At 48.5% G+C, this 17,498-nt stretch carries 8 protein-coding genes; 1 reads left to right on the top strand and 7 read right to left on the bottom strand.

All coding sequences use genetic code 11. The annotated features are described in order from the left end of the window. Positions 1–172 precede the first annotated feature (172 nt). The 3 genes from AC55FS_RS08155 to AC55FS_RS08145 form a co-directional block, all read right to left on the bottom strand. Positions 173–1,627 (bottom strand): beta-helix domain-containing protein, encoded by a 1,455-nt coding sequence (locus tag AC55FS_RS08155; RefSeq protein ID WP_496935581.1) that lies wholly within the window; start codon positions 1,625–1,627, stop codon positions 173–175. Positions 1,628–1,707: 80 nt separating this feature from the next. Then, positions 1,708–4,713 carry a TonB-dependent receptor gene (locus AC55FS_RS08150; RefSeq protein ID WP_496935580.1) on the bottom strand — a complete coding sequence of 1,002 codons (3,006 nt, stop codon included), beginning with the start codon at positions 4,711–4,713 and terminating at the stop codon, positions 1,708–1,710. A gap of 472 nt (positions 4,714–5,185) precedes the next feature. Further along, positions 5,186–6,151, bottom strand: a complete 966-nt coding sequence (locus tag AC55FS_RS08145; RefSeq protein ID WP_496935579.1) for a LysR family transcriptional regulator — start codon at positions 6,149–6,151, stop codon at positions 5,186–5,188. Positions 6,152–6,258: 107 nt separating this feature from the next. Here AC55FS_RS08145 and AC55FS_RS08140 point away from each other — a divergent pair, with 107 nt between their 5' ends. Then, entirely contained in the window at positions 6,259–6,873 is a 615-nt protein-coding gene (locus tag AC55FS_RS08140; RefSeq protein ID WP_496935578.1) for a leucine-rich repeat domain-containing protein, read from the top strand. A 166-nt stretch (positions 6,874–7,039) separates the two neighbouring features. Here the strand turns inward: AC55FS_RS08140 and AC55FS_RS08135 are convergent, their stop codons facing one another. From AC55FS_RS08135 to AC55FS_RS08120, 4 genes are read right to left on the bottom strand one after another with little or no spacing between them, the layout of a single operon-like run. Further along, the gene (locus AC55FS_RS08135) at positions 7,040–8,188 is read right to left on the bottom strand and encodes a hypothetical protein (protein WP_496935577.1); all 1,149 of its coding nucleotides are present in this window, start codon (positions 8,186–8,188) and stop codon (positions 7,040–7,042) included. Continuing rightward, positions 8,185–8,661 (bottom strand): DUF6160 family protein, encoded by a 477-nt coding sequence (locus AC55FS_RS08130; RefSeq protein ID WP_496935576.1) that lies wholly within the window; start codon positions 8,659–8,661, stop codon positions 8,185–8,187. The genes AC55FS_RS08135 and AC55FS_RS08130 overlap by 4 nt, the downstream gene beginning before the upstream one ends. Before the next feature lie 2 nt (positions 8,662–8,663). Beyond that, entirely contained in the window at positions 8,664–10,088 is a 1,425-nt protein-coding gene (locus tag AC55FS_RS08125; RefSeq protein ID WP_496935575.1) for a hypothetical protein, read from the bottom strand. 1 nt (position 10,089) lies between these two features. Beyond that, entirely contained in the window at positions 10,090–17,493 is a 7,404-nt protein-coding gene (locus AC55FS_RS08120; RefSeq protein WP_496935574.1) for a lectin-like protein, read from the bottom strand. Positions 17,494–17,498: the final 5 nt, after the last annotated feature.

Here is a 17,498-nt window from a genome sequence, read left to right as displayed (position 1 = left end):
AACTTACCAGGTGAAAACGATATAAAGCCTGTACTCATATCCTGAAACCGAGCAAGTCAATGATGCCAACTCTAGGATAAGGACCTATTAATCAGATAAGTATTTATAGGCAAATAAAAAAGGGCCTCAACTGAGGCCCTTATAACGACTTAGCTATTGCTACACCTAGGTATTATTCACCCTGGGTTTCAATGCCTTCTAACGATCCTGGAATAGTCCAGCCAGCCCACCAAGCATTCGCTTCGCTGGTACCCGGCGCTACCGCACCGATGTAGTCAGTGTTGTCGAAAGCAAAGCCAGAACCATTATCCACTGGCTGCCAAGCGTTTACGGTACCAGCTGGTGCACCCACCAGAGCCGCAGCAGCGTCGAGATCGACTGTGTTAGCACCAACGGTACCATTCACTGTATCAGCGTCGCGCTTAGCGTAAAAAGAATCAGAGCAAGCGCCGATCACGTTGGTCAAAGTCACATCAGACGGGATTTTTGCTGTTGCCTCATCACCGTCGTGATCTGAATCGTCGATACGCACACAATCAGCAAAGTTCAGCACTGCAGTGTTATACAAACGAGTGGTTAAAGAACCACGCAGACGCATGCCTGGCTGACCATCACTCACCGCACTACCAACGATGGTGATATTAGCCAGCGCACCTTCTGTTTGTGGCACATACTCATCGTCAGACGAATTGGCTTCGATACCACGAGGATCGTTAGAGCCACTAGGACCGGCTTTAACAGCATCTTTACGCACGATGGCGTATTGGATATTACCCTGATAACCGGTATCGAAGTCGATATCATCATCGTCATTGCCAGTCAGTACCAAGTATTTGGCATTCACGGTGCCACCAAACCACTCAACACCGTCATCCAGGTTATTGTGAACCTGAACGTATTCAACCGTGGTGCCGTGACCGACACCTTGCAAGGTCAAACCGTTTACTTCATTGTTAGGGCCTGCCACCTTGCCTGCTTCAGCAATACGGACGTACTTGAGCACACCACTGTTATCGGCTTTATCGTTACCGGCGTAAAAGCCAACACCGTCACCACCTTCACCCTGAACATTACAGATTCCGTCGGTATTGCCTTCAAAACATGCACCGGTATTACCAGCACCGTACTGAGGAGCAAAACCTTGAATAATTACGCCGCCCCATTCACCCAGGCCGTCAAAATCGTCGTCCATATCTGAGCTGAAGGTAATAGGTGCTGCTGCAGTGCCTTCTGCCATCAGTTTAGAACCGCGCGTTACCAATAAAACGCCATCGTCCAGGCCACGAATATCGGTGCCAGGCTGAATGGTTAAAGTAACGCCTGCGGTTTTAATGGCAGCCACTTGAGCAGCCGTTTCCGCTCGTGCATTACCATTTCCGACTTTTACAAAACCGTCCAACAGCCACTTTTTATCTGCCGTCAGTTGGTAGTCTTGATCAATTGTACCGCTCAACGTGCACACATCACCTGCACAAGAAACGAAGGCAGGGGTTGCATCTGGCTCAGTCACATCAGGAGGCGTTACACCACCGGTTGTGTCGTCATCATTGTCATCGTCATCACCACCGCAACCAACGAGCGCAGCAGCCAACAATGCAGCAACCAGGTAGTTTTTCTTCAGTTCCATGTTCATCCCTCAATATTTACAGGTCTTTCTTTAAGAGTTACGAACATTGTCCGAAACTCTTGTGACAGTCAGGTTACAACTCAGAAAAAATACTCAACTGAAGCAGAATACTTACTGCCCTCGTAATAACTTTCTATTTCTTTATTATTACGAGAAAAACTTACTTTTGAGTCGGTAATATTCTGAGCTTTAGCTTTAATTACAAAGGACTCGTTCATGTCATAGCGATAAACAATATCGTACGTCGTTCGACCATCTTCAATTTCAGCGGCCAAATCACCACGACTGGTCGCATAAATACGATCATCAAAATAATTCGCTAATAAAGTGAGAGACTGACCTGTCGAAAAATGATCAAAGCCAATTTGCAAGTTTCCTAAGAACTCAGATTGACCTTGTAACTGACGAGAAGAATCACCTTCAAGACGCTCAGCATCCGTGCCAGACAAGTCCACCTCAGAATCTATATAAGACAAGTTACTGGCAACAAACCCGGTAAAGTCAGAGTCTTCCAACAGGTTGATTCTGAAGTCCAGTTCAATGCCCTGAATATCTGCACTGGTAACATTATCAAAGGTGTAACCGTTAGCAGCACTGCCATCACCTTCGATAACAGATCGTTCAATAGGATCAGTAACGTCTTTATAGAACAACGCAAGGGTTAGACTTTCTTCATCTGAAAAATAGTACTCAGCGCGAAAGTCTACATTGGTGATATCCGAGATTTCTAGGTTTGGATTACCCTGAATCAAGTCATCGGTTTCTGGATCATATTGTGCCGACTCAGATCGTTCAGTAATACCTGGACGCGACACGGTCTGCGACAGCCCTAGACGTAGCTGCATGTCATCAGTCACCCGCCAGTTCAAAGATAATGCCGGTAAAACCACACTATCAGAGAGGGAGCTGGTAGCGCTGTCATTATCTGGGTACTTCAGCTCTTGTTCAAAGTCTTCATAGCGTAATCCAGCCATCACACTAAAACTGTATAAATCCAGCTCGGTGGAAATATATGCCGCAGCCATGGTATCGCTGGCACTGTAGTTATCGGTACCTGTGGTCGAACCCCGGAATTTAACACTGCCAGATTGAATATTATCACTCGAGAAAATATCTTCAGGCGATAAAGATAAGTCAATGCTCGGGTCATTTATATTCAGGTTAGAGTAACGTGCTAGCTCAACGTCACGGTCTTTATCGATAAAGCTCAGTCCACTTTTTAGCTTCATCGTCGCAGTGTCACTGAGCATGATATCCGCGCTGTAGTCCAGGCCAAGGTCAAAAGCATCTTCGCTTAAATCTGAGAAGCGACGTTCAACACTACCTAATAACCGCAACGGATTATCACTGCCTAGGGTGCGGCCATAGCTGTAGGTACGACGATCCGGCTCATAACGTGAGGTTTGGGCAAAGCCGATTCGCCAGTTTAATTTGTCTTCATCGCTTAACCCGGTGAAATAATGACTGGCGGAAAACTGCTGAGCAATATACTGGCGCTCCACCCACTGTAAGATAGCGGATTCAATCTGCTGATCTTTGCCTTCATCTTCAATTGAAGTAGTACGTACCGTATCATCAGTTTTTCGCAGCAAGATGGTTTTGCTCAAATAGCTACTGCTATTGGTATCCAAGCCGTACAGCAAGTAACCCGCTAAATCGATTTTTCGTTTGCTGCGTTCGAATTGTCCTTTCGCATCAACGTCATCAATCTCGCCGCCATGACGCGCCTCCCAGCTATCCTTGTAATCGAATGCAACATAATAACCATGGCCACCAAAGTCAGCGTCGAAATAGTCACCGGTTGAAAGCGCAAAGCCTCGATCCGGAGAGGCTTGTACCTGATCAACGTTATAAATGCCTTCAAATGAATCACTTAGGCGAACACTGTCTTCAGCGGAAGCACAGCCTGCTCCAGATTCACAAAAACGAGGGTTGTCTAAGCCACCTCGAGTTAATGAATCAGCAAAGGAAGGCTGCTCACGAATGCCATCGTCCACACCCAGCCAATCGCTGTTGCCACCTTGGTAGCTGTTGATGTCGCTGAATGTGGTACGAGAATTAATACCACCGGATAGCGAAATTTTGGTGATCGACTCTTCTGGTAACCCTTTGGTGCTCATGCGAATAGCGCCACCGGTAGAATCGCCTGGCAGGTCTGGGGTAAAGCTTTTTTGAATATCGATACCGCCCAATACCGTGGCTGGAAATAAATCCAGCGGCACATCTCGGCGCATGGGATCGGTACTCGGCATCATGCTGCCATTCAGGGTGGAAGAGATGTAACGCCCCTGCATACCGCGCACCACAGCAAACTGGCCACCAACGACAGAAACCCCTGCAACTCGCTGTAACGCCGATGCCGCACTGGTATCACCAAAGCGCGCTAACTGATCGGAGCCAATGGCATCGAGAACCGACGTTGCTTCTCGCTCCTGCGAGGTGGTGTTTATTGATGAAGATGAACCTAACGCCACCACTTCTTCAATAGCGTTTGCACCTACCATGCTGACATTTAGATTTAAACCGGTATTAACGCCCGCCATCACTCGTACATCATTGACTTGATGGTTGGAGTAGTTGGGATGTGCCACAAGCAAGCGGTACGCTCCACGCGGTAGCTCAAGGAAGAAATATCCATCCTGATCGGTGGTCGCAGATACGTCTGTACCTTCAACTCGTATAACGGCATTACTCACAGAACCACCAGTTTCCTGAGAGTCTAGGTAGCCACTGATTTGACCGACCGCGTCGCTCTCGTTGCCTTGGTAGAGCTTAACGCCTGGGACCGCTTTTCCGCCGACCATTTCAACCATGACCTCAGCGTTAGGTTTAGCCGCTGACACTTGTAAGGGAAACTCGCCCCATTTTTCACCGTATTGGGACAGCTTCACCTGATGTTCGCCTGCAGGTAACTGAAAAACGGCAAAACCAGCGTCGTCGACCAGTTTCTTTTGACCGTCGACACTGACAGCCAGATCACGCACAGCGGACCCTTCATCCGTTACATAGAAAACAGCTTCACCAGCCAATACCTGGCTTACCAATAAAGTCGATGCCGCACCCAACAGCACATGAGTCGGTTTCATGAGACCCCCACAAAAATATAGGTTTACTGCATGGCAAGTGGTGCGAGAACGCTTGGTTTGACCCACCGCCATACTTCGAACGTGGCGGCAGTATGTTGCTAAGATGTGACACTAACATGACAACTGGCCGAACCAGTGCATCAACAATAAGCATCAAAATTGAGGTTATTTCATATAACTGTCATCTTGTTGAGCATCGATGCCAAGCACAGCAAGACTGATCAGCCTATTTAATCAATTAAGCCGCTGCCATCGCGAATAAAAACAGCATCGAAAGAAGGAAGTATTCGAATAATCTTTTAAACCATCAAGGTTTGAAACCGGCGGACCGATTCAAAGAATAACTTATGACACGGATAAAACAGTGAATCTATTGACAATGGTTGCCAATATGAACAAACCATCTCAATTATAGTACTTTACGCTACCTCTCTTAATGAACAGTAGCTACTGCCCCTGCAAGTTCAATCAACTATAAGCCATTGACCCACTTACCGAATGCCTGAAGTTGCTGCTGTCGATCAGGCAATGAATCGAGCATGGCATCTAAGCTTTCAACCTCTTCCACCATAAAGTCGATAAATTTTCGAACTTTTTGTGGTAGATATTGGCGCGATGGATAAGCCAAAGAAATCGCCCTTGGCTTAAGTTGCCAATCCTCAAATACGGGCACCAGTTTTCCCTGAATAAGGTACTCACCTGCTAACAAGAATGGCACTTCTCCTATGCCCGCTCCATGAACCATGCTATTGACTGCACCAGCCAGCATATTAATAACAATATTCGGCTCTACTTTAACCAAATAGTCTTCGCCCTCGGCAGCATTATGTAATTCGTACACCTGAGGCTGCACACCTTCGCCAATTTTCACGCAGCGATAGCCCACTAAATCCCGTGGGTGGCTCGGACGACCCATGGCCGCTAGATACTCAGGACTGGCACAAAGCACATCATCTGTTCGCGTGATGGTTCTACATATCAAGCTACTATCAGGCAACGGGCCAAAATATACCCCCAAATCAAAGCCTTCTTCGGCTAGGTTTATCTGACCTTCGGTGTGCACCACTTCTAACCGTACGTGGGGATAGAGTTTCTGGTAGCGTGCAAGATAATGACCTATTACGCCACTGCCAGCCGCCATAGGCACAGCGATACGCAATAAACCATGGGCTTGGTGCTCACGATCGGCAATCATCTCATGTACATTAAAGATACCGCTGATACTTTTGTGGCAGCCCTCATAATAAGCTTGACCAACCTCAGTCAAGTGAATTTTACGTGTTGTGCGATGCAACAACCGCACACCAATTTTAGCCTCCAGATCCGCCAGCATCCGGCTCACTCTCGACTTAGGTATACCTAGCGACCTAGCTGCAGCAGTAAAACTGCCTTCGTCCACCACCCGGATAAATACTGCCAATTGATTAAGATCGAGCATTAGTGTTTCTCATTAAGAGGTCTGTTCGTGCCAATCACGCGCTGCAGTTGGACAATAATTGAACTATGGTACTATCAAGTGCCAATAATAATAATCGAGCGACGCTTATGTTCACAGCTTCGACCCGTACCGTTTCCGCCTGCATCTGCGCCATAGCCCTAGGTGGTTGCCTTGAGCAGGGAAAATCCACCGATAATACAGCAAACCATACACTCACACCTGACACCATGGTCAGCACAAGCATTGACTACAGTCGTTTTGTGGATAAAGCCTTGGTTAGCTGCTTACAGCGCCAGGAAATGGTGACCAGCGCGCAAGCTCAAATAATTAGTTGTCCGCAACAGAAAATTCGCTCGCTAGAGGGCATAGAACAACTCAGCGAACTGCGTATTTTGTCGGTGCCGCATAACACGATTGAAGATGTAACACCTGTGAGCACTCTCACTCAGCTACATAGTTTAGATATCAACAACAATAGAGTAACGAGCCTTGACCCTGTTGGTAAACTGTCAAATTTACGCACAATATCGGCCAAGCATAATCAACTCAATGATATTACCGGGCTAAAAGGCAGTGGCATTGAAAAGCTTTACCTAGACCATAATCCACTACAGAATCTCGATACCTTAGCAGACATGTCAAAACTCAAACACGTTAGTGCAATCGGGCATCAAGCGACCATTCCACAGCTGGCCGCTTCCGTGCAGAGCTTTAAGCTGTAAAAAACAGCCTGTAGCCTATGGCCTGGAAACACTAGAATCCATAGCTACACGCTGGTTTATAATGAGATCCGAACGAACGCAGATAACTCCGCTCAACACGAAGTGTTATAACTCTAACCCCTTAGCTTCCAAATGCAGAGCTTTGTCTTTCCGGGGCCTGTTCACACTATCGGTTATACGTCTGCGACCAGGATGGCAGCGCATTAACATTGCCGTAGTTTTCGCTACCGCTGTACAAGTCGTGCTTAGGGTGACCAGGAAAGTAGTTCATCGGGTGATCACCCTGCTGGGTCCTGGCTTGCAGACCACCATCTCCGCCTAGGTTAATCCAAAAACCAGGGTTGGAGGCCTCAGGCTTAAAGCTGCCTACCTGACTCCACTGAATAGAACGAGTACCAACACTAAAGAAAAAGGCCTCGGTATGCTCAAGATAGTTGGACTGAACTGGATACAACTGGCCATGGGGTGATTGTGCAATAAGGCGCTCAGGATTACTCACCAAAATACTGGCGGGAAAGCCGACACTGAATAAATCCAACGTTTTTTCATCCAGAAAGCCGATACTGCGTACACCTCCCAAGCTAGCCGCCAGCTTAATATCTCCCAAGGGGATACCAATAATTTCCGTTTCAGCGACGATGTCTGGATAGATGTAGCCTGAAATCACATCGATGATATTGCCCTGATAGCCAAAAGCATCTTCAGCACCAATTCGAAAACCTACTAATTTGCGAGAACCTGAGGTTTCATCAAATGCCAGTTCAATGTAGGGGTTTTCTTGTACAAAAGGCAGCATTTCGTAGCGACCATTTTCTCGACGAATTTGCCCTAACGTCAGGTCACGAAGTTTTACATCAACACCACCATCGGGGCGAAATCCACCAGGGAAATCAAAAAAACTTTTTTCACCCACATTATGAGTCAAGTTCGAACTTAGATAGTCAGAATCCGGTAGGCCCACATGGCCACAGGGCTTCGCGGTACACGCCCAATTAATATTGTCGTCATAGCTCTCTGGCAAAACATTGTTGTAACAGACCTTGTTGCCTCCGGCACCGCCACTACAGTTAGTGCCCTCAGGGCGCCAATAGCGCCCCAAGCTCACTTCTTCGATATTGGCGTTGATCTCTATTCGAGCGCCCATCGTAAGACGCAGAAGATCCAGGTCAGAACCATCCGGTTGAGCGATTTGTTGATCCTTAAGTTCAAATATGGCTTGCCCTACTGTCTCAGACAGCTCGGTTTCAGACATTGGCTGCAGCGCCATTGCAGCCTGAGATGAACAAACAAATGCAGCTATTATTATTGTTTTCATAAGCCATCCACCGGAAAGATATTCACTTTAGTTTGCGCCGGCATCTGCAGTTTCCCGTCTATCTCTACGGCAAAGATAAAGCGACTGTCTGACATTTGATTCACATCTTTATTGTCACCCAAATAAAAACCTTCGGTTTCCAACTGAGTAAATATCAGCTCTTCAGGCATAGTGATTTGCAGCGCTGTTTTATCACTGGCAGGCCCTACTCCGTCTATCAAATCGAGTCTCATACGATTAAACTCTATGGCACCAGTGACTTCGTTCATCACCAACCAATAATCTGTGACATCGATATAATCGGCATCTTGGTTCTGATAACTAAATCGAGTGCCAGAGGAGAATTCCATTCTCCCACTCAAAGTGATGCCGGCCTGGCCATCCACTTGTTGCAATTCATGGTCAGCCAGAGAAGCGAGTTCAGCAGCGGCCAGGGTCGACCATCCAACACCAATAAGCAGCATCCATTTCATGACTATAGGTCCTGTGTGGTGATCACCAAACGCTGGATTTCCAGGCCGCGAATTTCAATAACATTCTGGTTGGGAATATTCGGAATCTGGTTGCTAGGATTCTGGCTGTTATACAAGTCGACTTGTTCGTTATAGGTAACGGTTTTAGGCACAAACGCCCGATGGATAACATCAGGAACCGTTTCAACGATATTGCCATTGGCATCGCGCAAGTAGATATCCTGTCGTCCGGTAATCACTTCTTCATCATTTGGGTCACCAAACGACATAGACTCAATAAAGATATTGCCCTGAGGAGCCTGTCCGACATCTTGCGGCAACGCACCTATCTCTAACCGTAACTGGGTTTTTTCAACTCCCTCTCGCACACCTTGTGCCCATTTGCCACGCACATATTGATCGTATTTAACCGTACTGATAGTGACCGGCTGATCAACGCTGCCAAAAGGAATATACATATCAACATTATTCAACGACAATGTACTCGATAGGGATTTATTCGGGTCTGTTGTTAAACGAATGGCTTCGGCTTGAAGGCCAAAAGACAAGGACAATGCAAGACCTCGGTCGGCATAAACAGGCGCACTGTTGTTGCGATAGCCATTGTCAGTCAGCTGCTCTCCTTGATTGTTATGACCCCACAGGTAAAATTCAGTGCCGTATAGACGTGCGCCTTGAACATCGACATAACTCAAGAATGATTCATTAGTGTCAATCCGATCGGCATCTGTCGTTAAGGAATCCACCCGCATATGTAAGTCAAATTTACTGGCCGCTTGTCCTAGCTGCTGCTGCTGAGCATCACCTTCATTCTGATGACGCTGATATAGACTGCCCAAATTTCCCACATTCACATTGCTGCTTGTACCGTCGAAAAATCCGATGGGCAGGCCGGTGTAGTAGCGTTCTTGTTCACCACGATTCAAATTGATGGTGTTGTAGCGTACGATTTCATTTTCAACGCCCAGTTGATTATCACTGTAGTGATAAAAACCCAATTCTTGTTGCTGAATATCGGCGGCAGGAAAGGCCGTATAAAGTGCCGTTTGCTGGCGATTTTGACCAACCAATGGACCATTAGTTACCGTGTGCAGCTCGGTCAGTGTGCGAATATCGGCCACCACAAACGGGTCTGTATAACTGCCAAAGTATCCTGCACCGTTAACACTGCCTGGTACTTCACCCGCTTTATTGAAGCGCAACTCACTGAATACTAGATAGTCCGCTTGTAACGGCGACTCTTCCGTAAGACGTAAACGCAGCTGAAAATCATCAGGGCGACCATAATCGCCGGAGTAAAGCACCACGTTGTCAAAGGTGGCGCCAATCCCTTCACCAGTCACTTCTGCCAAGGAATTGTCTGACATTGCTTCCAGTGCCATGGAATGGTGCGCAGATAACATAACCAGCCACAGATAATGTCTCACGTTAATCCCTCCATACCCAGCGACGATCGCCATTCGAGCAGCTGCTGGACAGATTTAAGCGATTAATATTGCCGCCGATATAGCCACAGACAAAGTCGCCATCAATGCGGAAATCAGTTACACCACTATTGCCAAAGGTGGCACGCTGATCGCTATCGCTACTATTACAATTCCTATAGGTCGGCTCATCGTCTGCAAAGCTAGTCGGCAGAGCAAAACAGTAGGCTGAGCTTCCATTGAGATAAGCTTCTTGACTAATCATCAACCGATTATCAGGGTTCCACAGGAAGCGAGTCTGACCACTGCAAGGTTCACGGCCATCTCCATAAGAAACAAGACAGTCACTATCCTGATTGTCCAAACTGAGCGAGCGCCACACAGGTACGGCATTAAAACTAAGTTGCTTGTTCAGCTGCTCGGGTATGCTTCCGCCTGTTCCTGTTATCACCAGCTGCAAGTCAAAGGTGGTGACTGACGCCACAAATGGAATCAGCAAAGTTCCGCTAAAGACCGTGCCAGTCGTATTGTTATAGCTGGCAGCACCGGTGCGATTAGTAAATAACGAGTTGCCATTGCTCTGGGTCACTACACCATCAAACCAACTGCTGGTCATTAGCTGCCATTCATAGGCAATTTGATCCGGATCAATATTGGTGCCTGCCGGTATTTCTATTTCAAAGTCTACTTTCCGCCTTGCTGGGCTATGGTCTTTATTGGTCACTAAATAACTTGGCATACTAGGGAACTGCCCCGGTAGAAACTCAGTCACCACACCGTCATCTTTTAACCTAACAATCACGTGATCTTCCAATCGAGAAGCCTCTGCCAAGCGAATTCGAGTATCTGTTGGTGTACCCTTATTCGCTTCCGTAATGGCACCTAGGCCAACCACTCGTGCAGGTGCTGGATTAAGCAACTCTAAGATCAAATCAATGCCATTATTCGGCTCAATGGTGTTTAAGGTGCGCAGTGTCAGAGTCTGACGATCACTACCTGATGCATGAAAACTTAGGCTACCGGATGCAGAGCCAACACTGCTATTGCTAAAGTCGATGTAGTCATGGATGTCTTTGCCGACCGGTAGACCATCCACAGCGAGTTGATAAGACAGCGTAAATTCTGTTGCTGAATTCAAACTGCGATCAATGTGAATGTCTACATCAGCCCCTTCTGCAACACTGGCTTGGTCAGAGAGCGACGGCTCCAAGGCCACCAGTGAAGGGCTGGTAACATCCGTGATACTGATCTCGGCCATATCGTTTGGCCCCAGTACTTCAGATCCGACCGGCGCCAATATCAGCTTTAATACTTCCAAGGTTTCTTGAACATTATCGTTACTGACATTGACCTGCAGTGTTTGAGTTTCATCGGCATTGTTGATTGGCGAGGAGGGGCTGATTTCTGGCCAGCTAAGGCTGGTCAACGGCGAAGCATCATTGCCATCGGCACTGCCGCTTCCGTCAATGGCGACTGTTAGGCTAGCACTTGGCGCAAATACCCCGGTCTTGCTGCGAACGACTTCCACCTCGCACAATAGCTCTGACGCAGTCGGACGTAATTCCGACGGTACTGTTGCATCAGTATTAGGCTCCTTGCAGCTATAGCTGGTATTGGCAAAATTAAACTCCCCCGGCGCCCAGTCACGAATGATGAGCGTGGCACTGTCCTGATCGGTTAATAATGGATCTTTGCCCGCTTCCGCCACGAGCCCCATCAATTCCAATACCAAGGTGCGATCGCTGTCGTTACTGCTACGATTAATTACCTGAATATCAACACACTGAGATTCAGGTAAGCCTGCGCCTTGGTTGAACTGTGCAGAGCCTAAACCGCCAGCGACTGGCAGCCCGGTATTTAATACCTGATAATCAATACCCGCTTGAGCCGTTCCCGTTAATTGAAAGTTCACTGTCACGCTGCCTTCATTGCCAGAACGACGCCATATACACAACTGTTGGGTAGCCTGATTATTTTCTAATACAGGTTCAGTCAGCAGAGTTTCAGCAGAAAAATTACCGTACGGATTTGGGGTAACATCTTCCAGGCGTAAACGCAGCGTATCAGGCTCTGAAACATCAGCTATGGTGCCATTTCCAGGCAAACGCAATACAGCGGTTTCCGTACCTTCTCGCTGATTATCATCGCTACTGGCCAAGGACAAATTTACGCTTTTTACGCCGCGTTCGCCGGCTGCCCAATTTACCGTCACTGAACTATCGCCGGTACTGTTAAAGGCTAAATCTGCAGCGCCGGAGCCAACTTCTGCAATATTCCCTAATGTTGCTGTGCCATCGTTCGCAATAAAGTGCATTTCTGCACTAAGCGCATCAACACTGCCACGCCGGCGTTCAACCTGTATGGCAACGCTGCCTGCATCTTCCGACACCGTCTGCTGTGCTAGGGTAAAGCTCACTTCGCCAATGGGAGGCGGAGGCAACACTAAACCACGCTCTGCTGGCGACAGTGCGCGGCGATACAGTTGGATATCGTCGATCCAGCCGACAAATGATTGCGGTGCACCTGGTACATTACCAATATACAGATTGCCATCGTTGGCTAACGCAATACCACTGGCGGGTAAATTACCGACCTCGACACCGTCAATAAATAACCGTAACTGAGTCGCTGTTTTTTCATAAATCACATTGATCCACTGACGATCCAGCAGTGGCTGCGGTGTATCCAGCACTAGGTTGTCATCAAAGCCACCATCGTTGTTAGTGTCGCGACTGCTGTTTGTATGCAAGACATCAGTATTGGGATATAGAAATAGTCCGGGTTGCCGTTGTTGTGACCCGTCATCACCCTTTTGCAAAATACCGCGCCAATTGCCGTTGCCGGCCTGCTCAATACTGATACGAAAAGCAAGGGTGTATTCCTGCGCTGGAAGCTCAAGACCGTTACTATTATCTTGCTGCTTGCCAGCCACCACCATGACGTCATTGGCTGTCAGTACCAAAGCTTGGTTGTGGACAGCAGGCAAGGGGTTGAGTGAGGTATTTACAGCATCGTGGCCATTACCAGTCACATCCTTGCCCGGATTAGCACTGTCGTCGAAGGTGTAATGTGCTATGGCGGGTGCCACTACGGTGACAGTTATCGTTTTTTCGCCGCTGGCAGCGCTGGCAGTACCGCCGGCAATATCCGTCGCCGACACCTTAAACAGCAAAGTAATGTTCTGCTGCAATAACCGTGGCGCCTGATAATTGGCGGTAAGCACAGCAGATGCACCATTTTTCACCAGGTTTATATTACTAACCACCACGTCGGAGTCGGCAACATTGGAGTAGCGACTGTCCGCTATCAGCTCCCAGTTAGCCACATCGATACCCAAGCCTTCTTCATCGGTTAGAGTCGCGTGTAATACCTGACTGCTTTGCTCATCAACGCGTACCGATGTCAGACTGATATCGATTAACGGTGGGAAATTCACTTCATCACCGTTTAACCACCAGTTCCCCTCTTTCACTCTATCCTGGGCATTAACCCAGGCTTGACTTAATCCCGCCAACTCCAGCGCTAATTTAAGCTTGGCATTTTCCACAGCACTGGTAGGCGTAGAAAAACGCCATTCTGCACCTAAATTTTGACAAGCGGTGAATCCCTCAAGCCAAGATAATTGCCCACTGCTGCTGGCCGGCGCCAAACGCCATTCATATCCATTATTGCAAGCATAAGCACGATCGGAAACACTGGCCGGTGTATATTGACAGGCGTCCATCTGCCAAGTACCACCGTTACTAGCTAGGCGATCAAAATAGCCACAATCAAGATTCTCATTAAACAGTGAATTAACCGCCCAATCACTGTAAACCTGATAGCTGCGCCAGTTCCCTTCAGCTTGTTGATCACTAAAATTGAGCCATACAGAACGAGATACAGCTGTCGCTGCGGCTTGTAAACTTTGCTGGCTTTGACTGGCCGATACATTGCCAAATCCACTCGGTAAATAAAATTCACTGCCGGGATATTCTCGCTGGCAAGCAGCAAAACCGCGCGACCAGATATCGGCGCTGGCGGTAACATGCCAACTAATGCTGCCGCCTTGCAGTCGGCGACAAGCAAATGGACGCTGCTCGGTATCACACTTAGCTGCCAGCCACTGGCCATCCGAGTGGTCTAGTACCGCACAGTCGCGATTGTTCTGATTAACGGGCTCACCCTCACGCCACCAGCTATGACGCTCACGATTAGCAATCCACTGAGATTCTAATGCGGTATCCGTCCAGTTTATCCATATGGGTGAAGACATTTGCGCCAACAGCGCCTGTAACTCATCGGGGCTACGTGGTACAGCAAATACCGCATTCAACTCATCCTGACAGCGTCGAAACCCTGCCCGCCAAGAATCATTGCCGCCGTTAGCCAACACCTGCCAGTTACCATCAAAGCAAGCAAAACCTAGTGGATTGCCCAGGCTGTCAACGCTGGCGTGGCAGTCGCCATCAGTGACTGAGCCGTCGCTGTGCAACATGGAACAATCGGCGTTATTAATATTTTTAAAGCTAGGCCGCGCCCAGCCGGTGGTATTGATACGATTATTAAACCAACGACTATGCTGACTATTCACCTCCGACAGATAGCGTAAATTTAGCCAGGTGTTTTTTACTTGCGCTGGGGTTTTACGAATGGCGGCATCAAGCGCCGCTTCTTCAACCGCTGTCACTGGGGCTGCAAAAAAATATTCATTGCCATGTTGTTGTTTGCAAAGGCGCTCACCACGTTCATACGACCAGTAGTCTTCGCCAACTTGCGGCACCACTTGCAACTGACCTTCGACCAATTGCCCCTGGCTGATAGCAACACGCCAACGCGAACCATTAAAGCAGGCATAATGGGCTGCATCCTGACTACAGCTGGCCAAACGCCAAGGGTTATTACCGCTAGCCACACTGCTTTTATAGGCGCAGCTGACTCCGGGTTGCTGCCCTGGATAATCCGGTAGCAGCCAATTTTGATAAGGTAAGTTACTGACAAACTGGCCTTCATTACCGCCATCCGTTTGATTCAGCCAGACGCTATCTATATTTGCCCCACGACGCGCGGCGGCGGTAAGACGAGCAAAATCTAATTTAATGACCTCATCCGTCGACTGCGGGCTGGCAAAGACAAAGTCACCACCGTATTCGACAAAGCAGGCGTGATGCCCCTCGGCAAAACGGCGAATAATGCCCTCCGCCGTAGTCACTTTCCATTCATTGCCATCAGTACACGCATAGGGCAAGCTCACGCTGGACAAGCAACTGACGTCATGCCATTGACCACTGCCGTCCTGATAAACGCAATCTTCTCCAGGTGTGGTCTCAGAATCCGAGCCAATATCAACACCGCCATTATCTGGCTGCGCAGCCGCCCAATTTGGAAAGCCTGTGACAGCTGCGGCATTAATAACCCAATTATCTTCATCTTGCTTATCTGAGGCATTAATCCATACCGGCGAACCACCAGCTGTTGAAATCGCCGCAGCCGCACGGCTGTTATCATTTAAACTTGCCGGTGCAGCAAAGCGCCAACCGCTCCCCAGTGCCTCACAAGCTTGCGTTGCCTGGCGAAAATCCTGCAACATACCATTACCGGTAATTTGCCAACTATTGCCATTGCGACATAAATACCCTCGACTAACGTTTGCACACACCTCATCCGACCAGTCGCCATTGGCCGCTAAGGTGGCGCAATTTTCTGCCTCGCCACCGTCGGGTTGGCCACCCGACCAAATCGGCACTTCGACTGCAACCGTGTTCCACTGCCAGCTACCGGTAAAGCGCTGACCGTTAATCCAATAATCACTGCCTGCAGCGGCTATACGCGCGTCAAATCGCAACCGACTGGCGGCGTCAAAGGTGCGTGTAGCGGCAAATAGATAACCACTACCAAAGGCCTGCTGACACACATCAGCAGCGTGGGAGAAATCGGTTAAATCGGTCGTCAGAGTGGAAAAATACCAGCGGCTGCCAGAACTGCAGGCAACGGGCAACACATCGCTACAGCTACGGCTGTGCCAGCGCCCGCTAGCAGCATTTACGGCAACACATTGACCACTGCCAGGTTCAGCAGTGTCCCAACTATTCACCTGCTGATTCAGTTGCCAAACGCCTTCCTGAGCGGCATCACTGGCATTAATCATAACCGCACCTGAGCCGCTTAATAATGCGCTTAGTGCTTGCTGTTGACGGCGAGTGATGGGGGCAGCAAATTGATATTCACCGCCATGTATATTTTCACAACGGCGTCGCAAATCGTCATCGCCATTATCGACCGCTAAACGCCAATCACCCCCAGCGCCCATAAATGGGTTGTAACAGGCCGCCGTATAGCTGCCACTACAGCTCACATCTTGCCAGTCACCATTGGCATTTTGCACAGCACAATCGCGACTATCGCCAGCATTGCCTGGTTCACCATTGCCCCAAAACGGTGCCAACACATCCATGCCGGTGTTATAAACAAAGGTGTCTTCGTAGCGAATATCATTGATATTAATCCATACATCACCACTGCCCGCTAACTGCACCTGTTGCAGTACCGCCATGGTTTGTTCAAATGATACCGGCGCGGCAAACTTGTAATTGCCCGTTAAACCTTTATTGTCCACTACCGCACTGCAGGCATCGTGACCACGTTGCATGCTGTCGAACTCACTGCCCGCAGTTAATGTGGTTGCCGCTGGACTAATAGCCCAATCACTGCCGTTATAGCAGGCTACACGCTTGCTATTGCCACAGCCATTGTCATCCCATAAGCCTGCTTTTGCGCCTGTACCGCTGTACAGTTGCACGCAGTCACCACTGTTATTAGGCTCACCTTCATCAAAATATGCGTTGGTACCCCGATTATGAGCAATAGCATTTTGCAGATTAACATTGCTGCCGGTGGCGTATTCTTGCCAGTTTTTATTTTTATACACCAAGCTATTGGAATCGACTTCTAACAAGTCGTACCAGGTATAGAGCGCCAAATCACCACCAGGCTGGCTAGGCTCGCGAAAGTCGATATTCCAAGCAAAAGCACTGCGGTCACTCTGATATTGAATATTGAGCCACACCGGCTCACCTTGAGCCGTTATCAAAGCTCGCACTGTTGATTCATCACTGTTGGTTTCTGGTGCAGCAATTACATAGGATCCACCAAGCTGTCGTTCACATGCGGGAATGGCGGTATTGGTAAATTGATGAGTACTGTTGGATAACACCCAATTATTGCCATCACTGCACAAGGTTCGAGCACGGCTATTGCAATCGGCCATTTGCCATAAGCCATCGCTGGAGCGAGCCGTCACACAATCCCCCACACTGGTATCCGGTTGCCCTGCAGCCCAGGGCGGATTAGCACTGCCTTGCCAATCGGCATGGGTATTGGCAGTGGCCAGTAAAAAAATCAGCGGCAAAGACCACAACTCACGCATCATGCTCA

The sequence above is a fragment of the Bacterioplanes sp. CLAM21 genome (assembly GCF_059641015.1).
The sequence above is the reverse complement of the archived record's forward strand: the minus strand, read 5'-3'. Positions and strand labels throughout refer to the sequence as shown.